Source organism: Streptomyces sp. NPDC048291 (assembly GCF_043201715.1).
GTDB lineage: Bacteria > Actinomycetota > Actinomycetes > Streptomycetales > Streptomycetaceae > Streptomyces.
In genome coordinates, this window is sequence record NZ_JBICZC010000002.1 from 220,545 (window position 1) to 243,237 (window position 22,693).

Consider the following 22,693-nt stretch of genomic DNA (forward strand, 5'->3'; position numbering starts at 1 on the left):
CTCTCTCGAATCCAGCGGCTCCTGGTGCTGCCTTATGTCGACGGTACCTTGCCGGGCCCCCCGTACGGGCCCCCCTTGGCACGGTTCACTTTGACGTGCACCTTGCGGTGCGCGCGGTCAAACCGTGCCAAGGGCGGCAGAGAATACATTCTCTGTCAGCGGCCTCTGTCAGCGGACGTCCGCGTTGTTCATCTTCCGGGTGGAGATGATCTGGTCCACGATGCCGTAGTCGAGCGCTTCCTCAGCGGTGAGGATCTTGTCGCGCTCGATGTCCTCGCGGACCTGCTCGATCGGCCGGTTGGAGTGCTTGGCCAGCATGTTCTCCAGCTGGTCGCGCATCCGCGTGAACTCGTTGGCGATGATCTCCAGGTCGGAGAGCTGGCCGCGGCCGGTGGAACCGGCCGGCTGGTGGATCAGCACCCGGGAGTTCGGCAGCGCCATGCGCTTGCCGGGCGTGCCGGCGGCCAGCAGGATCGCCGCGGCGGAGGCCGCCTGGCCCATGCAGACCGTCTGGATGTCGGGCTTCACGAACTGCATCGTGTCGTAGATCGCCGTGAGGGCGGTCATGTCGCCGCCCGGGCTGTTGATGTAGATCGAGATGTCCCGGTCGGGGTCCATCGACTCCAGGCACAGCAGCTGCGCCATGACGTCGTTGGCGGAGGCGTCGTCGATCTGGACGCCGAGGAAGATCACGCGCTCCTCGAAGAGCTTCGCGTACGGGTCGTACTCGCGGATGCCCTGGGAGGTGCGCTCGACGAAGCGCGGGATGACGTAGCGGGCGTCGGGCCGGGGCCCGTCGTAGCGGGCGTCAGCGGCGCCGGGGATGTTGGTCATGAGGGTGTTCACCGTCCTGGTGGCGTTCGGGGGGCTGGAGTCTCGGCGGAGTGCGGCCTGGCCGGGCTCAGGCGGCACCGGTGCCGCCGCCTCCCGGAACACCGGAGGCATGCGTGATGATCCCGTCGATAAGACCGTACTCCTTGGCCTCTTCCGGGGTGAACCAGCGGTCGCGGTCGCCGTCGCGGACGATCGTCTCGACGGACTGGCCGGAGTGCAGGGCGGTCAGCTCGGACATGGTCTTCTTGGTGCGCAGCAGGTACTGGGCCTGGATCTTGATGTCCGAGACCGTACCGCCCAGGCCCGCGGAGCCCTGGTGCATCATGATGTCGGTGTGCGGCAGCGCGAAGCGCTTGCCCGCGGTACCGCCGGTGAGCAGGAACTGGCCCATCGAGGCCGCCATGCCCATCGCGATGGTCACCACGTCGTTCGGGATGAACTGCATGGTGTCGTAGATCGCCATGCCGGCCGTCACCGAGCCGCCGGGGCTGTTGATGTAGAGGAAGACGTCCTTGTTGGGCTCTGCCGCGAGCAGCAGCAGCTGTGCGGTGATCTTGTTGGCGATGTCGTCGTCCACCTGCTGGCCCAGGAAGATGATCCGCTCACCGAGCAGCCGGTTGTAGACCTGGTCACCGAGGCCACCACCGAAGGAAGGCTCGCCGGCGGCGGAGGGCATCAGATTCGTCACGTATCCACCTGCTCGTCTGTACGACGGCGCCGGGCCGTCTCACGTTTCCCTAGCCGGGGGCTTGGCCGGGGGCTGCAGTCCTGTCGGACTCCGGTCCCCTTGCCCTCGTACTCATGGACCCTAACGCGATGGTCCCTTCGGGGAATCCCGGTAACAGGGCTGTTCGCCGGGGGCGTAGCGGCTGCGCCGGTGGGCCGACGGCCACGCGCCGCGGTGGCGCGGGTGCGTGGGCGCGTGCGAGTGCGTCGTGGTTGCCCGCGCAGTTCCCCGCGCCCCTTTGGGGCACGCTGCAGCCCAGGGGGATGCCAAAGGGGCCCCCGGGATGGTCCCAGGGGCCCCTGTGTGGCGCTGTGGGCGCCGGTGGGCTCAGCCCTCGGTCTTGTCCTCGGCGGGGGCGTCCGTGGCCTCGGCGGCGGCCTCAGGGGCCTCCGTCTCGTCCTCGTCCTCGTCGTCCAGGTCGACGATCTCGCCGTTGGTGTCCTTCACCGTGGCGGCCTCGACCACGACGGCCAGGGCCTTGCCGCGGGCGACCTCGCCGACCAGGAGCGGGACCTGGCCGCCCTCGACGACGGCCTGGGCGAACTGGTCGGGGGACATGCCGGAGGAGGCCGCGCGCCGCATGAGGTGCTCGGTGAGCTCCTCCTGGTTGACGTTCAGCTTCTCGACCTTGACCAGCTCGTCGAGGACGAACTGGGTCTTGATGCCCTTGACCGCGGCCTCACGGGTCTCGGTCTCGAACTCCTCGGCGGTCTTGCCCTGGATCTCCAGGTACTTGTCGAGGTCGAGGCCCATCTGGCCGAGCTGGTGGTGCTCCAGGTTGTGCTTGCGGGTGTTGATCTCGTCCTCGAGCAGCTTCTCGGGGACGGGCACCTCGACGAGCTCCAGGAGCTTCTCCAGGACGCGCTCCTGGGCCTGCGTGGCCTGGTCGTACGTCTTCATGTTGGCGAGCCGCTTGCGGCTGTCTTCCTTGAGCTCGTCCAGCGTGTCGAACTCCGAGGCGAGCTGCGCGAACTCGTCGTCCAGCTCGGGCAGTTCGCGGGCGGCGACCTGGGTGACCTTCACGGTGACCTCGGCCTCGCGGCCGGCCGCGGAGCCGCCCTTGAGCTCGGAGGCGAAGGTGGCCTCGCCACCGGCCTCCAGGCCCTTCACGGCGTCGTCGATGCCGTCCAGCAGCTCGCCGGAGCCGATGGTGTACGAGACACCGCTGGCGATGCCGTCCTCCAGGACCTCGCCGTCGACCTTGGCCTCCAGGTCGATGGTGACGACGTCGCCGTCCTCGGCGGCCCGCTCCACCGGCGAGGTGGAGGCGAAGCGCTCACGGAGCTGCTCGACCGACTTCTCGACGTCCTCGTCGCTGACCTCGACCGCGTCGACCTCGACCTCGATGCCCGAGTAGTCCGGGATCTCCAGGGCGGGGCGGACGTCCACCTCGGCGGTGAAGTTCAGCGTCTCGCCGTCCTTCAGCTCGGTGATGTCGACGTCGGGCTGGCCCAGCGGGTTCAGCTCGGCCTCGTTGACCGCTTCGGTGTAGAACTTCGGAAGCGCGTCGTTGACCGCCTCCTCCAGGACCGCTCCGCGGCCGAACCGCTGGTCGATGACGCGGGCCGGGATCTTGCCCTTGCGGAAGCCCTTCACCGTGACCTGCTGGTTGATCTTCTTGTACGCCGCGTCGAGGCTGTCCTTGAGCTCCTCGAAGGGCACCTCGACAGTGAGCCGAACCCGGGTCGGGTTCAGGGTCTCCACGGCGCTCTTCACGGTTCGGTCTCCTTGTGGCTGACTTCTTGGGTTCTGCCGGTGCCAGAGGGGCCCGGCGGAGTTTCGCCGCCCGGAGGAGTTCGTAGGCCGCCGTGCGGGGGCCGGGACACGCGGGCGCGCAGCTTGCATAGTAACCGCAGCGGCTCAGCGCCCCAAAAGGCGATCAAGACGGACGCCGTCAGGTGGTGGTCGGGGTGGCGGGATTTGAACCCACGGCCTTCCGCTCCCAAAGCGGACGCGCTACCAAGCTGCGCCACACCCCGTTCCGGTGCGACACGTAGGGTACATGCCCGGGCCGCCTGCGTCGGCCGCTTTGTTCACCCGCACCGGCGGCGCGTCCCCGGCGTGTCCCGGTCGTCCTCCGGTCGCATCCCCGCAGACCAATCGCGTTGGCCTACGTGGCGGGCGACCCGCTACGATGCCTTCTGTGCCGCGGTCGCCGACCTGCGGCGCGTGTTGTGCGGGCGTAGCTCAATGGTAGAGCTTCAGTCTTCCAAACTGACTACGCGGGTTCGATTCCCGTCGCCCGCTCCGAATGGCTCAGGCCCAGGTCACGGGGGTAGATTTACCCCCGTGACCTGGGCCTGAGGCGTTGTCGGGGCCGGGTCCGGGTCCGCGACGAAGGAGAAGCCGGCATGGCCATGGGAGCCGCCGGGCTGCCCGGCAGAGAGTGGATGGTCAAGGACGCGAAGGGTCGTAAGTACAGCTACGACTCGGCGGAAGAAGCGTTCCAGGAGCTCCCCGGGCACGGTGAGGGTGCCACCGTGTGGACCCGCGAGGTCTACCGGGTCCTCTTCGTGACGAGGTCGGTCGACGGCTGGAAGCAGGTCCCCGTCCCGCGCGGATAGGCGGATGGACGGGCACTGCCGCCGGCCGGCTCCCGCGGTCAGAAGTTGATCGAGTTTATGGTCTGCGCCAGCGAGTCGAGGAAGCGCTGGATGGAGGGGGCCATCCCGGTCGACGCGAGGAAGAAGCCGAACAGGACGGCGACGATCGCGGGGCCCGCCTTGATGTTCCCCCCTCTCATCAACACCACAAGGATGATCGCCAACAGCAACACTACAGACAGTGAAATGGCCACAACTGATCACACCCTCGGTCGGTCCGCTCTCCGGCCCTGGGGTACGGCCCCGCACCCCCGCCAGATCCATCGTGCCACCAACCCGGCCGCACTATGCGGTTCGTGACACAACGTCGACAACGCACCTCACACCGGCAACTGCCCGCACTGCAATTCGAGGCCCCACCCGCCCGCGGATCCACGGCAATTGACGGACATGGTTTCCGTGTCCACACAACTCGCGCGCAGCCAATTCGAATTATTGACACAGGCGCGGCAAAGAGCGGCGACCTGCGGACGTTATGCACCAATTAGTAGGGATGAATGGGGACATCAAGGGTCTAAGTGGAGCATGGAACTGCATAGGCGCAGGCATCTACCCCGGCAAATACCCCGGCGATCAAGATTCGGTTGTCGCCGATTACCAGGAATCACATCGGCGGTTTTACGAAATCCCACAGGCAACGCTAGGGTGCCTCAGATGTTTGACGCCGCCACGTCCCCCGGCCAGAACCGAACACCACGTCCCCCGGCCCGACCGCCGGCGGGCAGACCGCGCGACGCGTTCTTCGACAACGCCAAGTACCTGGCGATCGTGCTCGTCGCGATGGGTCACTCATGGGAGCCGCTGAAGGGCGACAGCCGCGTCCTGGAGGCGGTGTACTGCGTGGTGTACGCCTTCCACATGCCGGCGTTCATCATCGTCTCCGGCTACTTCTCCCGGAACTTCGACATGCGCCCCGACCGGCTGAAGCGGCTGGTCACCGGGGTCCTCGTCCCCTATGTCCTGTTCGAGACCGGCTACTCGCTCTTCCAGCGCTTCGTCGTCGGCGACTCCGGCATGGACATCAGCCTGCTCGATCCCTGGTACCTGACCTGGTTCCTGTGCGCGCTGTTCGTCTGGCGCCTGACCACGCCCCTGTGGAAGGCGGTCCGCCATCCCCTTCCGGTCGCCTTCGGCATCGCGATGCTGGCATCCGTGTCGCCGTCCATCGGCGACGACCTCGACCTCCAGCGGGTGCTGCAGTTCCTGCCGTACTTCGTGCTCGGCCTGTGCCTGCGGCCCGAGCACTTCCGGCTGGTGCGCAGGTGGCCGGTGCGGATCGCCGCGGTGCCGGTGTTCGCCCTCGCGCTGGCGTTCGCGTGGTGGTCGGTGCCGCGGCTGAACACCGCGTGGTTCTACCACCGGGACTCCGCGCAGGAGCTGGGCGCGCCGTGGTGGTCCGGGCCGCTGATGGTGCTCGGCATGTTCGGCTGCTCGATGCTGCTGACGGCCGGCTTCTTCTCCTGGGTACCGGGCCGGCGGACGTGGTTCACGGCGCTGGGCGCGGGCACGCTCTACGGCTACCTGCTGCACGGCTTCGGCGTGAAGTACGGCGTCCACGCGGGCTGGTTCGATCCGGAGTGGCTGCACGGGCCGCTCGGCGAGATCCTCGTCACGGCGCTCGCGGGCGCGTGCGTGACGCTGCTGTGCACGCGGCCCGTGCGGCGGGTGTTCCGGTTCGCCATGGAGCCGCGGATGGACTGGGCGTTCCGGCGGGACGCGGCGGTACCGGCCCGGGAACAGGAGCGGGAGCGGGAGCCGCGGAGCCGGGAGATGGCCGACGCGTGAGAGCGCCTACCCGGGGAGGCCGAGGAGGGCGCGCATCCGGGCGTACTTCTCGGTCAGCCGTGTGCGGGTGTGCTCGTCCAGTACGGCGAGGCGGCCGGGGTCGGCGTTGTGCGCGAGGTCGGCTTCCTTGACGAGGAGGGCGCCGGGGGTGGTGCGGACGCGGTGGGCGTACGACTCCGGGGGCTCGCCCGGGTGTTTGGTGAGGGCGAGCACGATGGCCTTCGTGCGGGGGCTCAGGGCGGCCGTGTCCAGCCACTCCTCGGTGAGGGCGTGGTCCTCGACGGCGTCGTGCAGCCAGGCGGCGGCGATCTGGTCCGGGTCGCCGCCGCGGGCGCGGACGCCGTGGGCGACGGCGGCGAGGTGCTCGGCGTAGGGACGCCCGGCCTTGTCCGTCTGCGCCGCGTGGGCGGTCCGGGCGAGCGACTCCACGTCGGCGAGGGTGAGGATGTCCACGGTGCGAGTATCTCGTGGCCGGGGCGGGGGGTTTCACTCACCGGCGCTTGCAGGGTCCCCCCGCGCCCACCCGTGCCGCCCTGCGGCACGCCTGCCCCCGGCTATGCAACTGGCGCGGGTACAACGCCCCGTAAGGGGCGCGGGGAACTGCGCGGCCGGCCCCCACTCGCCCGCAGACTCCCAAGACCCGCCACCACCCCGACGACACCACGGCCGCGGCCAGGAGGAAACGGCGGGCGAAGCGCCCCCTCAGGGGCGCGGGGAACTGCGCGGTCAGCCCCTATGCACCCGAGGCCGCCGACGGGCCGCGGGCGTGGCCCGGGCTGCGGTCATCTCGCCGGCTCGCGGCGAGTATGTAGGACGCGGCGGGGCAGCGCCCCGTAAGGGGCGCGGGGAACTGCGCGGTCAGCCCCTATGCACCCGAGGCCGCCGACGGGCCGCGGGCGTGGCCCGGGGCGCGGTCATCTCGCCGCCTCGCGGCAGATCAGGAGGAGCGCCCTGTCGTCGTTGACGTCCTTGGCCACTGCCTCGATGAGGTGCCAGGCGGCGCCGTGGAAGCCGCCGGCGACGTAGCGGTCGGCTTCTCCCGTGAGGCGGTCCATGCCTTCGACGATGTCGCGGTCGGCCGTCTCGACCAGCCCGTCCGTGAAGATCATGAGGACGTCGCCGGGGCGCAGGGAGCCCTTCACCGGGTCGAACTGGGCGCCGTCGTACACACCGAGGAGGGGGCCCTCGGCGGCCTTCTCCTCCCAGCGGCCGCTGCCCGCGCTGAGCTGGAGGCCGGGCGGGTGGCCCGCGGAGTACAGCTCGTAGTCGCCGGAGTCGAGGTCCAGGACCAGGTGTATGGAGGTCGCGAAGCCCTCGTCCCAGTCCTGGCGGAGCAGGTACCCGTTGGCGGCGGGGAGGAAGGCGTGCGGCGGGAGCGAGCCGAGGAGGCCGCCGAAGGCGCCGGAGAGGAGCAGGGCGCGGGACGCCGCGTCCATGCCCTTGCCGGAGACGTCCGTGAGGACGACCTCCATCGTGCGGCCGTTGTTCGTGCGGGCCGCGACCACGAAGTCGCCGGAGAAGGACTGCCCGCCGGCCGGCCGCAGCGCCATCTCGCGGTGCCAGCCGGGCGGCAGCTTCGGCAGCTTGCTCTGCACCCGGATGCGTTCGCGCAGGTCGAAGAGCATGGTGCCGCCGCGTCGCCAGGGCACGCCGACCCGGCTGCGGAACTGGGCGGTGAGGAGGCCGAAGAAGCCGCAGGCGGCCACCACCAGGACGACACCGGGGGTGACGCGGGAGGGGCCCTCGGTGTAGGGGCCGAGCCGTACCGACTCCACGATCAGGGCGGTGGCCGCCGCCGCGTACAGGCCGAGCAGGCTCGCCGGGCGCAGCAGCAGGCCGCCCGCGATGATCGGCAGGACCAGCGCGGCCGGCGAGAACCAGACCGAGTTGGCGAGGGTCATCGAGGCGAGGACCGGGACGGTGAGCAGCAGTCCGACCAGGGCGATCCAGTCGGAGCCGTCGCCACGGAAGTAGTCCACGGCGCTTCTGCGCACGCCGACGCGGACCCGGTGCCACTGCACTTTCCACCGGGCCGGAAGCGTCTCGGCCTTCGCGCGCCGCTCTCGGTCTACTGCCATTAGTTCGGGACCCTATCCATCGGACCAGCTGCTTGGCACGGGAGGTCCCACTTGTCCCCCGTCCGAGACTCACCTTCGGGTGCGACTTCACAGTGAACTTCACCGGAAGCCCCCGCGTCGCCGTCCGGGAGAAATTCGCTGGCTCGTCCTGCAATGCCCTGGTAGTCATGGCGTATGGCGACCGTGCGTGCGACCGAGTTGAAGGTGCTGCGTCCCGAGGAGTTCGACGGGTGGTGGGACCACCTGGTGCGGGCCTTCGGTGCCGGTTCGACTCCGGCCGAGGAGCGTGCGCTGGACCGGTCCCTGACGGAGTGCGAGCGGTCGCTGGCCGTCTGGGACGGGTCCGAACTGGTCGGGACGGCGGGGGCGTTCCGGTTCCGGATGACGGTGCCGGGCGGTGCCGTGCTGCCCACCGCGGGGATCACCATGGTGAGCGTGGCCGCGACGCACCGGCGGCGCGGGGTGCTGACGTCGATGATGCGCCGCCAGCTGGACGACATACGCGAGTGGGGCGAGCCGCTGGCCGCGCTGACCGCCTCCGAGCCGGCGATCTACGGCCGCTTCGGGTACGGCGCCGCGACCTTCCAGCTGCAGGCCGAGATCGACACGGGCCGGGTGACGCTGGACGTGCCGGCCGGCACCGGTGACATACGGCTGCGGTACGCCGACCCGGCCGCCGTGCTCGACGCGTGCGAGGCGGTCTACGCGGAGCTGGTGCCGCTGCGGCCCGGGATGCTGGCCCGGCAGCCGGGCTGGGAGCGGGCGGGCCTGCTGGACCCGGAGAGCGAGCGGGGCGGCGCGTCGGCGCTGCAGTGCGTGGTCGCGGAGCGGGACGGGCGGGTCACCGGGTTCGCCCGGTTCCGTACGAAGCTGGGCTGGTCGCCGAGCGGCCACGACGGCACGGTGTCGCTGGAGGACCTCGCCGCGCTCGATCCGGCGAGCGACGCGGCGCTGTGGCGGTTCCTGTTCGGCATCGACCTGATGTCGAAGCTGACGGTACGGGGGCGGCCGGTCGACGACGCCTGGCAGCACCAGGTCTCCGACATCCGGCGCTGTCTGACGCGGCTGCGGGACATGGGGTACGTGCGTCTCGTCGACGTCGGCGCGGCGCTCGCGGCGCGCACCTACCAGACGCCGGTGGACGTGGTGCTGGAGGTGGCGGACGCCTTCTGCCCCTGGAACGCGGGGCGTTGGCGGCTGACCGGGGACACCAAGGGGGCGTCCTGCGAGCGTACGACGGACGCGGCCGAACTGACCCTGCCGGTAAGGGAGCTGGGGGCGGCCTACCTCGGTGGCGTGTCCCTGCTGTCGCTGGCGCGGGCCGGGCGGGTGGACGAGGTACGGCCGGGGGCGCTGGCGGAGGCGTCGGTGGCGTTCGGTTCACCGGTGCCGCCGTGGCTGCCGCACGGCTTCTAGCGGCGCCGCGCGGTCAGCGTCTCTGGCAGGCGGGGCACCAGAAGAGGTTGCGGGCGGCGAGGTCGGCGGTGCGGATGCCGGTGCCGCAGAGGTGGCAGGGCAGGGTGGCCCGGCGGTAGACGTACACCTCGCCGCCGTGGTCGTCCACGCGCGGCGGGCGGCCCATCGCCTCCGGGGTGTGCTCCGGGCGGACGGTGTCGATGCGGTTGTTCCGGACGCCCTCGTGCATGAGTCCGACGAGGTCGGCCCAGATGCCGTCCCACTCGGCGGGGGTGAGGTCCCTGCCCGCGCGGTACGGGTCGATCCCGTGCCGGAAGAGGACCTCGGCGCGGTAGACGTTCCCGACGCCCGCGATGACCTTCTGGTCCATCAGCAGGGCGGCGACCGTCGTACGGCTGCGGGAGATCCTGCGGTACGCCGCGTCCGGGTCGGCGTCGGCGCGCAGCGGGTCGGGGCCGAGGCGGGCGTGTACGGCGTTCTTCTCGGCGTCGGTGATCAGGGCGCAGGTGGTGGGGCCGCGCAGGTCGACGTAGGCGGTGTGGTCGGCCAGGCGGAGCCGGACGGTGTCGGTGGCCGGGGGCGCGGGGGCGTCGCCGAAGGTGACCTTGCCGAAGAGGCCGAGGTGGATGTGGACCCAGTCGCTGTCGCGGAAGCCGAGGAAGAGGTGCTTGCCGTGGGCCTCGGTACGGGTGAGGGGGGCGCCGTCGATCAGCTCCGCGGCGTCGGAGAACTTGCCCTGCGGGCTGCTGACCCGTACGGGTCCGGTGAGCCGCCGGTAGTCCAGCGCGAGCCGGTGGATCGTGTGCCCCTCTGGCACCGGGATTCCTTTCCCACGCACCCACCCACCCGACTCGGTCGGTGAAGAGGTGAACGTCGAAGGGCGCACGACCACGGCGCCCCGTCAGGGGCGCGGGGAACTGCGCGAACAGCCCCCACGCGCCCGCGGCCGAACGTCTACCGGCCGTCCCCGGAGGGGTGGTGCGCCGGGATCGGGGGGAGGTCGCCCGTGGTCTCGTACGCGGACAGCATGTCGATGCGGCGGATGTGCCGCTCGCCCTCGGAGAACGGCGTGTTCAGGAACGTCTCGACGAACTTCGTCGCCTCGTCCTGCGTGTGCATGCGCGCGCCCACCGCCACGACGTTCGCGTTGTTGTGCTGCCGGCCGAGCGACGCCGTCTCCTCGCTCCAGGCGAGCGCCGCCCGCACGCCCTTCACCTTGTTCGCGGCGATCTGCTCACCGTTGCCGGAGCCGCCGATCACGATGCCGAGGGCGGCGGGGTCCGCCGCCGTCCGCTCGGCCGCGCGGAGGCAGAAGGGCGGGTAGTCGTCGTCGGCGTCGTAGATGTGGGGGCCGCAGTCCACGGGGTCGTGACCCGCCGCCCTCAGCCACTCGACGAGGTGGTTCTTGAGTTCGAAGCCCGCATGGTCGGAGCCGAGATACACGCGCATGGGATGAGTGTGACACGGGCGTGAACGCACGGCAGGGGCGGGGCCGCATACCGAAAGCGTCCCGGAAATTGTGAGTAACACTACAGAACCTCAGGAAAACCTCAAGTAACAATCTGGATTCAAAGGTTCAGGAATCAGTCCGCCTCCGTTTCACTGGACCAACTCGTACGCCGCTCGTACGAGAGCCCGCTCACCCGGCGCAAAGGATTCCCCCCATGACTGGCAACGGTCCCCACGGCCGTCCCCACGACGGTCTCCAAGCAGGACTCAAGAACCGGCATCTGTCGATGATCGCGATCGGCGGTGTCATCGGTGCCGGCCTCTTCGTCGGTTCCAGCACCGGCATCGCCACCGCAGGCCCCGGCATCCTGCTGTCGTACGCACTCGTCGGCACGCTCGTGGTGCTGGTGATGCGGATGCTCGGCGAGATGTCCGCCGCCAACCCCACCTCAGGATCGTTCTCCGCGCACGCGGACCGCGCGCTCGGCCGCTGGGCCGGGTTCTCCGTCGGCTGGCTGTACTGGTTCTTCTGGGTGGTGGTGCTGGCGGTCGAGGCCACCGCCGGTGCCACGATCCTGGAAGGCTGGATCCCGGCCGTACCGCAGTGGGCCTGGGCGCTCATCGTGATGACGGTGCTCACCGCCACCAACCTGGTCTCCGTCGGCTCCTACGGCGAGTTCGAGTTCTGGTTCGCCGGCATCAAGGTCGTCGCGATCGGCGCGTTCATCGTCGTCGGCCTGCTGGCGGTGCTGGGCGTGCTGCCCGGCGCGGACACCGACAAGGCGGGCTTCTCCAACCTCACCGGCCACGGCGGTTTCCTGCCGCACGGGCCCGGCGCCATCCTCACCGGCGTGCTGCTCGTCGTCTTCTCCTTCATGGGCAGCGAGATCGCCACCCTGGCCGCCGGCGAGTCCGAGGACCCGCAGCGCGCGGTCACCAAGTCCACCAACAGCATCATCTGGCGGATCGGCGTCTTCTACCTCGGCTCGATCCTCATCGTGGTCTCGCTGCTGCCGTGGAACGACCCGTCCATCAAGGAGAAGGGCTCGTACGTCGCCGCCCTCGACTCCCTCGGCATCGCGCACGCCGGCCAGATCATGAACTTCATCGTGCTGACCTCGGTGCTGTCCTGTCTCAACTCCGGTCTGTACACGGCCTCCCGGATGGCGTTCTCGCTCGGGCAGCGCGGTGACGCGCCGAAGGCGTTCGCGCGGACCACCGCCCGCGGGGTGCCGACGGCCGCGATCGTCGCGTCCGTCGTCTTCGGGTTCGTCGCCGTCTTCTTCAACTACCGGTTCCCGGACTCCGTCTTCCTCTTCCTCGTCAACTCCAGTGGCGCGGTGGCCCTGTTCGTCTGGCTGGTCATCTGCTTCTCGCAGCTGCGCATGCGGAAGATCATCCAGGCCGAGGCGCCGGAGAAGCTCGTCGTGAAGATGTGGCTGTACCCGTACCTGACCTGGGCGACGGCCGCTCTGATCGTCTTCGTGCTGGGCTACATGCTGACCGACACGGAGGGCGAGAGCAGCGGTCGTACGACGGTGCTGCTCTCGCTGCTGGTCGCGGCGGCGGTGGTCGCGGTCGCCGTGGTGAAGCAGAAGGTGACGGGCGGTGGCCGCGCGGACGCGGAGGCCGGCGCGGACGCCGACTCCGACGCCGACTCAGCCGACCAGGTGTCCGTCGGCTGACCCTCACAGCAGGGTGAAGCTGTCCTTCACCTTCTCGTACGTCCGTACGGCCTGGGCTTCGACCGCCGGCTGGTACCAGGTGTTGATCTGGTACGACTTGCCGCCTGCGTCGAAGCCCAGCAGCCGTGCGTGCCAGGGGGTGCCGCCGAGGGTGAAGGTGTACTCCCAGACGACGGCCGGGTGGCCGCGGAAGGTCGTCTCGGCCAGCCGGATCTTGGTGTAGTCCTGGCCCTGGTGGGCGCTCTGCTCGGAGGCGCTCCAGGTCTCCATAAGGTTGCCGCGGGCGAGCGAGGACTTGGCGACGAGTTCCTGGCCGCCGTCGGGGGAGGTGTAGTGGACCTCGGCGCCCGTCTTCACGTCCCTGCGCCAGCCGGCGGGCGGCGCCCAGGCGAAGCCGCCGGCCTCTTCGTGGGTGCCGGGTGGGAGGGAGCGGGGGCGAGTCGTTCCCTCTACGGTCGGCGCCGATGAAGCGGGCTTGGCCGAGGAGGAGGTGCCGGTCGCTGTCTTGTTGTCGCCGCCGCCCGTTGTGGTGGTGAGGAGGATGGCGAGGGCGGTGACTACGGCTGCTGTTCCCAGTACGGCGAGGAGAGTTGTGCGTTTGGGGGGCTTGCGGTGGTGGGGCGGTGCGGGTGGGTGGGGGCTGGGCGCGCCGTTCCCCGCGCCCCTTACGGGGCCCTGTTGTTCGGAGCGTTGGAGGGGTTCGGGGCGTTGGAGGGTCGGGGCCGTCGAGTTGTCGGGCGGGGTTTCCGAGCGGACCTCCGTGCGGGGTTCCGAGGCCGCCTCTGTCGATGCACTGACCTGTGGCTGTGGGGGTTCGTCCTGCGGGGTCGGGGGGCGCAGTACGTATGTGGGGGTTCGGCGTTCCACGGGGGCCGGGTGGGCCACCGGGCGCAGTTCCCGTTCGACCTCCTCCAGGCCTGGGCGGGCCTCCGGTTCCTTCTCCAGCAGGGCGGCCAGCAGGGCGTGCAACGGGCCTGCGCCGGACGGGAGTTCGGGCTCCTCGTAGAGGACGGCGTGCAGGGTGGCCAGGGTGGTGTCGCGGGAGAAGGGGGAGCGGCCGCCGAGGGCCGCGCACAGGGTCGCGCCGAGCGACCAGAGGTCGGAGGGCGGGCCCTGCGGGCGGCCGGAGACGCGTTCGGGCGCCATGTAGTCGGGGGAGCCGACGAGCATGCCGACCATGGTGAGCGCCTTGGCGTCCTGGATCGCGGCGATGCCGAAGTCGGTGAGGACGACCCTGCCCGCTGCGTTCTCGACGAGCACGTTCCCGGGTTTGATGTCGCGGTGCAGCACTCCCCCGGCGTGCACCTGACGCAGCGCCGCGACCAGGCCGAGGCCGATCCGGGCGGCTGCGCGGGGGCTCAGCGCGCCCTCCTCGGCCATGATCCACTCCAGGGAGCGGCCGTGGACCAGCTCCATGACGATCCAGAGGCGTTCGCCCTCGTCGACGACGTCGTAGACCCGCACCACGTTGGGGTGGTCGATCCGGGCGGTGGCCCTGGCCTCGCGCAGGGTGCGTTCGCGGCGGGTGCGGGTGTCCTCGGCGTCGAGGCCGTCGATCCGCATCTCCTTGACGGCGACCTGCCGGTCGAGCGTCTCGTCGGCGGCCCGCCACACCCGCCCCATGCCGCCCTGCCCGATACTCTCGGCCAGCCGGTAGCGGCCGGTCACCAGCAGCCCGGGGACCCCGCCCGTCCCCGCGCTCTCCGGATTCCCCGGATTCCCCGGATTCCCCGCATTCTCCGGACCCCCCGGATTCCCCGCGCCAACTGAATTCCCTGAATTCTCTGAATTCCCCGGCAATTCGCTGCACCCCCTCAACGACCGCCCCTGCTGACACACAATGGTCACACTTACGGCCGTACCAGCATAGTGCGGAGAAATCTTGTGGTACCTCTTCAAGTGACCGCGAATTCAGGGCGCGGTCCAGGGGGATGCAAGGGGGACGAACATGAGTTCTCGTCGTACGGTCCGGCGGCTGACCGTGGTCACCGGATCGCTGGTCACGGCATCTTTCTCGGCCGTGATGATCCTGCCGTTCACGGCTGTCGCCGACGACCAGGGACCGGGAAGCGGCAAGGGGGGAAAGGCGGTCGACCAGGCGCCGGACGGGGTGCGGCTGACGACCACGCTGCCGGAGAGGATCTCGGTCGACAACAGTTCGCGGAAAACGGCGATCACCGCCACCGTGAAGAATGAGGGGACCAAGGACAGCGGCGACATCAGTCTTCTGGTGGTCGGTTTCGACGGCCTGAAGATCAATGGCGTTCAGGGTTGTACCTCGATCGCGCAGAAAGACCTGCCGGCCGGTTCGAACAGCGCCTTCACATGCTCCGTCGGCGCGCTCGGCGCGGGCAGGTCGAAGTCCTATGCCGTGGACGCCACGTTCGACCTCGGCAGGACCGGGAAGATCTGCCTGCCCGTGCAGAGCGCGGACGGGAAGAAGACGTTCTGGCAGCAGGGCCCGGTGCCGTTCGGTACGACGAACCCGTCGCCGAACGCGCCGGCCACCCCGCTGCTGCTCGGCACCGACAACAAGCCGGTGGGGCCGAGCGGCGACCAGCTGCCGAAGACCGGCGCGGGCGGTGACGTGCTGCCGCTCGGCGCGGCCGGCGCGGGGCTGATCGCGGCCGGGGCGGCGGGGGTGTGGTGGTCGCAGCGACGGCCGCGGCAGCAGCCGTAACAGCCCGAACAGGAGTGGGGCCCCGGGTGCCGAAGCATCCGGGGCCCCACCGCCGTTCGGGTCGGGTCAGCGCTTGTCGACGAGCTTCCACGCCGCGGGCACCGCGCCCATCGCCAGGACCGCCTTCACCGCGTCGCCGATCAGGAACGGGGTGAGGCCGGCCGCGATCGCCGCGGACGCGGACATCCCGGCGGCGTAGGCGAGGTAGGGCACGCCGATCGCGTAGATGATCGCCTCGCCGAGCAGCATCGTGCCGGCCATGCGCAGCACGCCGCGGTCGGCGCCGCGCCGGGCCAGGGCGCCGACGACGGCGGAGGCCAGCATCATGCCGAGGATGTAGCCGAAGGAGACCGAGACACCGGAGGTGCCGCTCGCGAACCAGGGCACGCCCGCGAGGCCGGCCAGCGCGTACAGGGCGAGGGAGAGCAGGCCGCGGCGGGCGCCGAGGGCGGTGCCGACGAGCAGGGCCGCGAAGGTCTGGCCGGTCACCGGGACCGGGGAGCCGGGCACCGGGACGGCGAGCTGGGCGGCGAGGCCGGTGAGCGCGGCACCGCCGAGCACGAGGGCGGCGTCGCGCACCCGGGACGCGGGCAGGAGGTCGGCGAGGACGGTGCCGGTACGGGTCGGCGCGGCGGCGGTGGCGGTGCTCATGGGGACTCCGCGGGGTGGGGGCAGGCAAGGGACTCTGTGACGCTATCCCGACCCGTCTGAGCCGGACACGTCAGCGATCGACAAAGGCCGGAAGCGGCACTTGGTGGGCTCCCCACAAAGGGTGCGGGTTACACGCGGTAGGGGGTGACGCCGATCACTGAGGCAGAGATGTTTCAGTCACGTCAACGGCGTTGAACAGGCCTGTGGAGTTCCGCCAATCGAATCCCAGCGGTCTGGTGGGATTCAAGGTTTCTGGCCTACGCTTCCGGACATGGTCGCCCAGTCCCTGAACCTCACGTCGCGTCGCTATGTCGACCTGCGACGCCAGGGGGCTGCCACCTGTCGCCGTACGCCCTGAGGCCGCGCGGCGGGAGACCGGTCCGGCGCGCCTCGACGTCCGAGACGTGTCGGCCCCGTTCCCGAGGACGGTTTCCCATGCCCCGTACCGCGGCACCTCCGCCCACCTCCGCGCCCCGTGACCGGCGGCGGACCAGCGCCAGTGTGGTCCTCCGCTCGGTCCTGGAGCACGGGCCGGTCGCCCGCTCCACCATCGCCCGGCTGACCGGGCTCTCCCCGGCCTCCGTCACCGACTACTGCGCCCGGTTCACCGAACTCGGCCTGATCCGGGAGACGGAGGCGCCGCGGCGCGTGAAGGGCGTGGGCCGGCCGCACGTACCGGTCGACCTGGACGACTCGCGGTTCGTGGTCGGCGGGGTGCACGTGGCCGTGCCGTACACCACGGTCGCCCTGCTCGACCTGCGCGGACGGGTCGTCGTACGGCGGGAGTTGAAGCACCGGGACACCGATCCGCGCGCGGTGCTGGCGCGGGCCGCCGCGGGGCTCGACGCGCTGCTCGACGAGACGCCCGGCAGCCGGCCGCTGGGCGTCGGCGTCGCCGTCGGCGGCTGGGTGGACCGGGACTCCGGCACCGTCGTCGAGCACCCCCTGCTGGGCTGGCGCGAGGTGCCGGTGCGCGAGCTGCTCGGCGCGCACACCGGGCTGCCGGTCCATGTGGACGGGCACGCGCGCGCGTTGGTCAACGGGGAGCGGCTCTTCGGGCGGGCCCGGTCCAGCCGCAGCGTGCTGCACCTGTTCGTCGGGAACGTGGTCGACGCGGCCTTCGCCACCGGCGACGAGGTGCACCACGGCCCGCGCTCCCAGGCCGGCACGATCGGCCACCTCCCGGTGCCTGGCGGTACCGAGCCCTGCGCCTGCGGACGCACCGGCTGCCTCCAGGTGGAGCTCAGCGAACGCACCCTGGTGCGGCGGGCCCGGGCGGCCGGGGTGACGGACAGCGGCAACCCGATGGACGTCCTCGCGGCGGCCGGGGCCGGCGATCCGGCGGCCGCAGGACTGCTGGTGGAGCGGGCGCGGCTGACCGGGCGGGCGGCGGCGCTGCTGCTCGACGTCCTCAACCCGGAGAGCGTGGTCGTCACCGAGGTCGGCGTGCTCTACCGGGAGGACTGTCTGGCCGCGCTGCGGGAGGCGGTCGGCACGGAGCGGGCGGCCGTGGTCGCGCCGACCAGTTTCGGGGCCTCGGTGCTGGCGGTGGCGGGCGGTTCGGTGGTCCTCGACGTGCTGTACCGGGACCCGCTGAGCGCCTCGCACGCCACGGCTCCGGCCCTGTCACCAGAGCTTATTTAATTCAGAAACTCGGAATATTGACAGCCGTCGTCCACGGCAAGGAACATCCCTCTCATGACCTGTCGCACCCTCTGTTGCTGACGTCTTGACGCGCCCCGGGCGCGCATTTCCCTCTGCGTGAGATCTCTCTTTCCGGCCTTCCGTCGCCGGGAATTCGCCCTGCCTTTCTGCTGCTTTTCTCCCCGGAGCACTCCCATGCCTTCTGTGTCCTCCTCCGGCATCGACCGCCGGCTCTTCCTCACCTCACTGCTCGGCGCCTCGGCGGCCGTGGCCGGGCTGAGCGGCTGCGCGGGCGGCAGCGCGGCCGCCGACACCGCGGGCGCCTCGACCGCTCCGCTGGCCGACAAGGTCCCGGCCGGCACCAGCCTGAAGATCGCCTCCTATCTGGGCGTGCAGCAGCTGGCGTTCAATCTGGCGAAGCTGCCGGAACTGCCGTTCACGGTGTCGAGCTGGGTGAACATCGGTGCCGGTCCTGATGTCATCAACGCGTTCCGCGCCAAGTCCCTCGACCTCGCCAACAATGCGGGAATTCCGCCGATCCAGGCGCAGTACCAGGGTTTCGCCGCAAAAATCGTGGCGATCGAGCTGACCCGCAAGCCGAACTACCTGTTCGCCACCAAGCCCGGCAGCGACATACGCACGGTCGCCGAATTCAAGGGAAAGAATCTCGCCTTCTCGCAGGGGCAGGCCCAGGGTGTGGTGCTGCTGCGGGCGCTGAAGGAGGCCGGGCTCGCCTACGACGACGTGAAGCTGGTCCCGCTGACCAGCAACCAGTTCCTCACCGCCCTGCAGTCCGGGCAGGTGGACGTGGCCCCGCTCGCCAACACCCAGGCGCCGGCCTACCTCCAGCAGTACGGCTCCAAGGGCGCGCACACCATCGCCACCGACGTCGTCGACCTGCTGAACCTGCTGTGGGCGCCGCAGGCGGTGCTGAACGACAAGGCCAAGGCCGCCGCGGTCGCCGCGTACATCCCCGAGTGGGCCAAGGGCCTGGTCTGGCAGTGGGAGAACCCGGGCACCTGGAACGAGGAGTTCTACGTCAAGACGCAGAACCTGACCCTCGCCCAGGCCCAGGGCATCACCAGGCTCGCCAACAAGCCTCTGTTCCCGCCCAGCTGGGACGAGGCGATCAAGTGGGAGCAGGAGACCGCGGATCTGCTCGCGGAGGGCGGGTTCGTGAAGAAGACCGACGTCACCGGGCTCTTCGACCACCGCTTCGAGTCGCTCGCCGCGAAGGCCGTGGCGGCGGAGTACCGGAAGTGACCGCCGTGACCACCGGCACCGTGCCGGTCCCCGTCGCGGAGGCGCAGGCGCGCCGGGTCCGGCCGCGCCGCCGGCTCTCCCCCGGCCGCCGGCTGCCCGCCGCCCGGCTCGCCGGTCCGCTCGTCGTCCTCGCCGCCTGGGCAATCGCCTCCGCCGCCGGGCGGCTCGACCCCGGCGCGATCCCCGCGCCCTGGACCGTCCTGGACACCGCCGTCCACCTGTGGACCGCCGGGACGCTGCGCACCGACGTCCTGACCTCCGTGGAGCGGGCCGGGTACGGCTTCGTGATCGGCCTGGTCGCCGGGGTGCTGCTGGCCCTGGCCTCCGGGCTCACCCGCACCGGCGAGGCGCTGATCGACGGGACCGTGCAGATCAACCGGGCGATCCCCACCCTCGGCCTGATCCCGCTGTTCATCCTCTGGCTGGGCATCGGCGAGACCTTCAAGATCGCCATCATCGCGATCGTCGTCTACATCCCGGTCTACCTGAACACCCATGCCGCGCTGTCCGCGATCGACAGCCGGTACGTCGAACTCGCCGAGGTGCTGGACCTGTCGAGGATCCGGTTCATCCGGGAGGTCGTGATCCCCGGCGCGCTGCCCGGATTCTTCGTGGGGCTCCGGCTCGGCGTCACCGGCTCCTGGCTCGGCCTGGTCGTCCTGGAGCAGATCAACGCCGCCAGCGGCCTCGGCTACATGATGTTCCAGGCCCAGAACTACGGGCGCAGCGACATCATCCTCGTCGGCCTGCTGATCTACGGCGTCTTCGGCCTCGTCTCCGACACCGTGGTCCGCGTCGTCGAACGGAGGGTGCTGTCATGGCGCCGCACACTGAGCAGCTGACCCGCCCCGCCGTCCGGCTCCGCGGCCTGACCCGGTCGTTCGGGGAGCGCACGGTCCTCGACTCCGTCGATCTCGACCTGCCGGCCGGGCAGTTCACCGCGCTGCTCGGGCACAGCGGGTCCGGCAAGAGCACCCTGCTGCGGGCGGTCGCCGGACTCGACCACGGGGTCACCGGCAGCGGTGAACTCACCGCCCCGGAACGGGTGTCGGTGGTCTTCCAGGACTCCCGGCTGCTGCCCTGGCGACGGGTCCTCGACAACGTGGTGCTGGGCCTGGACGGCCGGGACGCCCACGACCTGGGGCGGGCCGCGCTCGAAGAAGTCGGCCTCGGCGGCCGGGAGCGGGCCTGGCCGGGCGAGCTGTCCGGCGGTGAGGCGCAGCGGGCCGCGCTCGCCCGCTCCCTGGTCCGCGAGCCCGAACTGCTCCTCGCCGACGAGCCGTTCGGCGCGCTGGACGCCCTGACCCGCATCAGGATGCACCACCTGCTGCGCGAGCTGTGGAAGCGGCACCGGCCGTCCGTGCTGCTCGTCACCCACGACGTCGACGAGGCGATCGTCCTCGCCGACCGGGTGCTGGTCCTGGAGCACGGGCGGATCGGCCTCGACCTGGCCCTCGACGGGGGTTCCCGCGGGGAGTACCGGTCGCGGTTGCTGGCGGCGTTGGGGGTCACGGAGGACACGTGAACGTCCGCGGGGGCTGCCGCCCCCACACCCCCGCTTCGGCCTTCGGCCTCGTCCTCAATCGCCGGACGGGCTCAAACGTTGCAAAGGACCCCCATGACCCGCCAGCTCCACCTCAACGCCTTCCTCATGAACACCGGTCACCACGAGGCGTCCTGGCGCCTCCCGGAGAGCGACCCGTACGCGCACGTCGACCTCGCGCACTACGTCGGGCTGGCCCGGACCGCCGAACGCGGCACCTTCGACTCCCTCTTCCTCGCCGACGGCCCGCACCTGTGGGGCAGCGTCGGGCAACGGCCCGCCGGGGCGCTGGAACCGCTCACCCTGCTCACCGCGCTGGCGACGGCGACCGAGCACATCGGGCTGATCGCCACCGCCTCCACCTCCTACAACTCCCCCTACAACCTGGCCCGGAAGTTCGCCTCGCTGGACATCATCAGCGGCGGGAGGGCGGGCTGGAACATCGTCACCACGGCGGGGGCGGAGGCGGCCCGCAACTTCGGGATCGACGGGGAGCCCGCGCACGCCGAGCGGTACGCGCGGGCCGCCGAGTTCCTCGACGTGGCCCTGAAGCTCTGGGACAGCTGGGAGGACGACGCGATCGTCGCCGACAAGGCGGCCGGCGTCTGGGGCGACGACGCGAAGATCCACCCGCCCCGGCACCGGGGCACGTATTTCAGCGTTGAGGGCGCCCTCAACGTGCCCCGCAGCCCGCAGGGTTACCCGCTGCTGGTGCAGGCCGGGTCCAGCGAGGACGGCAAGGCGTTCGCCGCCCGGTACGCGGAGGCGGTGTTCACCGCGCAGCAGACCGTCGAGGAGGCGCGGGACTTCTACGCCTACCTGAAGTCCCGTACGGCCGCGGCCGGCCGCGACCCCGACCACGTCAAGGTGCTGCCCGGCATCGTCCCCGTCATCGGCTCGACGGAGGCCGAGGCGCGGGCGCACGAACAGCTCCTGGAGGACCGCATCGTGCACCGGCACGGCGTGGCCAACCTGGAACGGCTCCTCCATCTCCCTTCCGGAACCCTGGAGTTGGACAGCCCGCTCCCCGCCGGGCTGCCGTCCGAGGACGCCATCGAGGGTGCGAAGAGCCGCTACTCGCTGGTCGTCGGGCTCGCCCGCCGCGAGCGGCTCACCGTGCGGCAGCTGATCGGGCGGCTCGGCGGCGGGCGCGGCCATCTGACCTTCGCCGGAACCCCGGAGCAGGTCGCCGACGCGATCGGGACCTGGTTCACCCAGGGCGCCGCCGACGGGTTCAACATCATGCCGCCGGTGCTGCCGTCCGGCCTGGAGACCTTCGTCGACCACGTCGTCCCGATCCTGCGCGCCCGCGGCCTGCTGCGCGAGGAGTACGGCCCGCGCCGGACCCTGCGGGAGCGCTACGGCCTCCCGCGCCCCGCCAACCAGTACACCGCCAGCCCTGTGTTCGCCTGAAAGGAACCGCCATGTCCCTCCAGATCACCAAGATCACCGCGAACATCGGCGCCCGGGTCTCCGGCGTCGACATCTCCCGCCCCCTCGGCCCGGAGACGGCCGCCGCCGTCCGCGAGGCGCTCAACACGCACAAGGCGCTCGTCTTCGACGACGTGAACCTCGACGACGACACCCACCAGGCGTTCGTCCGCACCTTCGGCGAGGTCACCACCGCCCACCCGACGGTCTCCTCGGTCGACGGCGTGCCGAACGTCCTCCCGGTCGACAGCGAGCGCGGCCGGGCCGCCAACCACTGGCACACGGACGTGACCTTCGTCCTCAACCCGCCGCAGGCCACCACCCTGCGCTCGATCACGGTCCCGCCGTACGGCGGCGAGACCCTGATCGCCAGCTCGGCCGCCGCCTACCGCCAACTCCCGGAGCCGCTGCGGGCCCTGGCCGACACGCTGTGGGCGGAGCACACCAACGACTACGACTACGCCGTCCCCGACGAGGAGATCGACGAGCGGCAGGCCGCCCAGCGTGCCCAGTTCACGTCGATCAAGTACCGCACGGTCCACCCGGTGGTCCGCGTCCACCCGCTGACCGGTGAACGCGGCCTGTACATCGGCGGGTTCGCGCAGCGCGTCGTCGGTCTGTCGCCGTCCGAGTCCCGCCGGGTCCTCGACCTCCTCCAGGCCTACGTCACCCGCCCGGAGAACATCCTGCGCCACCGCTGGTCGGAGAACCAGCTGGTCGTCTTCGACAACCGGATCACCCAGCACTACGCCATCGACAACTACGACGGCCTGGCGCGCCGGCTGCACCGGGTGACCCTCGCCGGCGACATCCCGGTCGGCACCGAGGGCAAGGAGAGCTACTCGATCCAGGGCGACGCCTCGCACTACACGTCCGTAGCCGCGTGACCACGGGGCGTTGACGG

General features: G+C 70.8%; 21 protein-coding genes and 2 tRNA genes. 12 read left to right on the forward strand and 11 right to left on the reverse strand.

Features of this window, described 5'->3' with window-relative positions; genetic code table 11:
* Positions 1 to 168: 168 nt before the first annotated feature.
* The 4 genes from ACGF5O_RS05290 to ACGF5O_RS05305 form a co-directional block, all read right to left on the reverse strand.
* Entirely contained in the window at positions 169 to 834 is a 666-nt protein-coding gene (locus ACGF5O_RS05290; RefSeq protein WP_362582364.1) for an ATP-dependent Clp protease proteolytic subunit, read from the reverse strand.
* 67 nt (positions 835 to 901) lie between these two features.
* Positions 902 to 1,510, reverse strand: coding sequence for an ATP-dependent Clp protease proteolytic subunit (locus tag ACGF5O_RS05295; RefSeq protein ID WP_393534019.1), 609 nt, complete (start codon positions 1,508 to 1,510; stop codon positions 902 to 904).
* Between the two features lie 378 nt (positions 1,511 to 1,888).
* Entirely contained in the window at positions 1,889 to 3,277 is a 1,389-nt protein-coding gene (gene tig, locus ACGF5O_RS05300) for a trigger factor (RefSeq protein ID WP_393808573.1), read from the reverse strand.
* A 186-nt stretch (positions 3,278 to 3,463) separates the two neighbouring features.
* Positions 3,464 to 3,540: transfer RNA gene (locus ACGF5O_RS05305), tRNA-Pro, on the reverse strand.
* A 197-nt stretch (positions 3,541 to 3,737) separates the two neighbouring features.
* Between ACGF5O_RS05305 and ACGF5O_RS05310 the strand changes: the two genes are divergently transcribed.
* Together ACGF5O_RS05310 and ACGF5O_RS05315 are read left to right on the forward strand one after the other, a co-directional pair.
* Positions 3,738 to 3,808, forward strand: a tRNA-Gly gene (locus tag ACGF5O_RS05310).
* A 104-nt stretch (positions 3,809 to 3,912) separates the two neighbouring features.
* Positions 3,913 to 4,125: a hypothetical protein gene (locus ACGF5O_RS05315; protein ID WP_393808574.1), complete on the forward strand. Its 213-nt coding sequence runs from the start codon at positions 3,913 to 3,915 to the stop codon at positions 4,123 to 4,125.
* A gap of 38 nt (positions 4,126 to 4,163) precedes the next feature.
* Here ACGF5O_RS05315 and ACGF5O_RS05320 read toward each other — a convergent pair whose 3' ends face one another.
* Positions 4,164 to 4,358, reverse strand: coding sequence for a hypothetical protein (locus tag ACGF5O_RS05320; RefSeq protein ID WP_217549461.1), 195 nt, complete (start codon positions 4,356 to 4,358; stop codon positions 4,164 to 4,166).
* 460 nt (positions 4,359 to 4,818) lie between these two features.
* Between ACGF5O_RS05320 and ACGF5O_RS05325 the strand changes: the two genes are divergently transcribed.
* Entirely contained in the window at positions 4,819 to 5,949 is a 1,131-nt protein-coding gene (locus ACGF5O_RS05325; protein WP_393808575.1) for an acyltransferase family protein, read from the forward strand.
* A gap of 6 nt (positions 5,950 to 5,955) precedes the next feature.
* Here ACGF5O_RS05325 and ACGF5O_RS05330 read toward each other — a convergent pair whose 3' ends face one another.
* Positions 5,956 to 6,402, reverse strand: coding sequence for an HD domain-containing protein (locus ACGF5O_RS05330; RefSeq protein ID WP_393808576.1), 447 nt, complete (start codon positions 6,400 to 6,402; stop codon positions 5,956 to 5,958).
* 461 nt (positions 6,403 to 6,863) lie between these two features.
* Complete coding sequence (locus ACGF5O_RS05335) at positions 6,864 to 8,027, reverse strand: PP2C family protein-serine/threonine phosphatase (RefSeq protein WP_393808577.1); 1,164 nt, start codon at positions 8,025 to 8,027, stop codon at positions 6,864 to 6,866.
* Positions 8,028 to 8,201: 174 nt separating this feature from the next.
* Between ACGF5O_RS05335 and ACGF5O_RS05340 the strand changes: the two genes are divergently transcribed.
* The gene (locus ACGF5O_RS05340; RefSeq protein ID WP_393808578.1) at positions 8,202 to 9,443 is read left to right on the forward strand and encodes a GNAT family N-acetyltransferase; all 1,242 of its coding nucleotides are present in this window, start codon (positions 8,202 to 8,204) and stop codon (positions 9,441 to 9,443) included.
* A 13-nt stretch (positions 9,444 to 9,456) separates the two neighbouring features.
* On the opposite strand, the gene ACGF5O_RS05345 is transcribed toward ACGF5O_RS05340, so the two are convergent.
* Both ACGF5O_RS05345 and ACGF5O_RS05350 read right to left on the reverse strand, forming a co-directional pair.
* Positions 9,457 to 10,260: an Fpg/Nei family DNA glycosylase gene (locus tag ACGF5O_RS05345; RefSeq protein ID WP_393808579.1), complete on the reverse strand. Its 804-nt coding sequence runs from the start codon at positions 10,258 to 10,260 to the stop codon at positions 9,457 to 9,459.
* A 137-nt stretch (positions 10,261 to 10,397) separates the two neighbouring features.
* On the reverse strand, positions 10,398 to 10,892 hold the full coding sequence (locus tag ACGF5O_RS05350; protein WP_393808580.1) for a ribose-5-phosphate isomerase: 495 nt from the start codon (positions 10,890 to 10,892) through the stop codon (positions 10,398 to 10,400).
* Between the two features lie 215 nt (positions 10,893 to 11,107).
* On the opposite strand from ACGF5O_RS05350, the gene ACGF5O_RS05355 reads away from it, so the two are divergent.
* Complete coding sequence (locus ACGF5O_RS05355) at positions 11,108 to 12,577, forward strand: amino acid permease (protein ID WP_393808581.1); 1,470 nt, start codon at positions 11,108 to 11,110, stop codon at positions 12,575 to 12,577.
* A gap of 3 nt (positions 12,578 to 12,580) precedes the next feature.
* Here the strand turns inward: ACGF5O_RS05355 and ACGF5O_RS05360 are convergent, their stop codons facing one another.
* Entirely contained in the window at positions 12,581 to 14,200 is a 1,620-nt protein-coding gene (locus ACGF5O_RS05360) for a protein kinase (RefSeq protein ID WP_393808966.1), read from the reverse strand.
* A 325-nt stretch (positions 14,201 to 14,525) separates the two neighbouring features.
* On the opposite strand from ACGF5O_RS05360, the gene ACGF5O_RS05365 reads away from it, so the two are divergent.
* A complete protein-coding gene (locus ACGF5O_RS05365; protein ID WP_393808582.1) occupies positions 14,526 to 15,257 on the forward strand; it encodes a hypothetical protein in 732 nt (243 codons plus the stop codon).
* Positions 15,258 to 15,323: 66 nt separating this feature from the next.
* Here the strand turns inward: ACGF5O_RS05365 and ACGF5O_RS05370 are convergent, their stop codons facing one another.
* Positions 15,324 to 15,908, reverse strand: coding sequence for a biotin transporter BioY (locus tag ACGF5O_RS05370; protein WP_393808583.1), 585 nt, complete (start codon positions 15,906 to 15,908; stop codon positions 15,324 to 15,326).
* 435 nt (positions 15,909 to 16,343) lie between these two features.
* Here ACGF5O_RS05370 and ACGF5O_RS05375 point away from each other — a divergent pair, with 435 nt between their 5' ends.
* The 6 genes from ACGF5O_RS05375 (at position 16,344) to ACGF5O_RS05400 (ending at position 22,676) form a co-directional block, all read left to right on the forward strand.
* Positions 16,344 to 17,552 (forward strand): ROK family protein, encoded by a 1,209-nt coding sequence (locus ACGF5O_RS05375; RefSeq protein WP_393808584.1) that lies wholly within the window; start codon positions 16,344 to 16,346, stop codon positions 17,550 to 17,552.
* Between the two features lie 195 nt (positions 17,553 to 17,747).
* Positions 17,748 to 18,815: an ABC transporter substrate-binding protein gene (locus ACGF5O_RS05380; protein WP_393808585.1), complete on the forward strand. Its 1,068-nt coding sequence runs from the start codon at positions 17,748 to 17,750 to the stop codon at positions 18,813 to 18,815.
* 5 nt (positions 18,816 to 18,820) lie between these two features.
* Complete coding sequence (locus tag ACGF5O_RS05385; RefSeq protein WP_393808967.1) at positions 18,821 to 19,657, forward strand: ABC transporter permease; 837 nt, start codon at positions 18,821 to 18,823, stop codon at positions 19,655 to 19,657.
* On the forward strand, positions 19,633 to 20,340 hold the full coding sequence (locus tag ACGF5O_RS05390; RefSeq protein WP_393808586.1) for an ABC transporter ATP-binding protein: 708 nt from the start codon (positions 19,633 to 19,635) through the stop codon (positions 20,338 to 20,340). The genes ACGF5O_RS05385 and ACGF5O_RS05390 overlap by 25 nt, the downstream gene beginning before the upstream one ends.
* Positions 20,341 to 20,433: 93 nt before the next feature.
* Positions 20,434 to 21,771, forward strand: a complete 1,338-nt coding sequence (locus ACGF5O_RS05395; protein WP_393808587.1) for an LLM class flavin-dependent oxidoreductase — start codon at positions 20,434 to 20,436, stop codon at positions 21,769 to 21,771.
* An 11-nt stretch (positions 21,772 to 21,782) separates the two neighbouring features.
* Positions 21,783 to 22,676: a TauD/TfdA dioxygenase family protein gene (locus tag ACGF5O_RS05400; protein ID WP_393808588.1), complete on the forward strand. Its 894-nt coding sequence runs from the start codon at positions 21,783 to 21,785 to the stop codon at positions 22,674 to 22,676.
* Positions 22,677 to 22,693 lie beyond the last annotated feature (17 nt).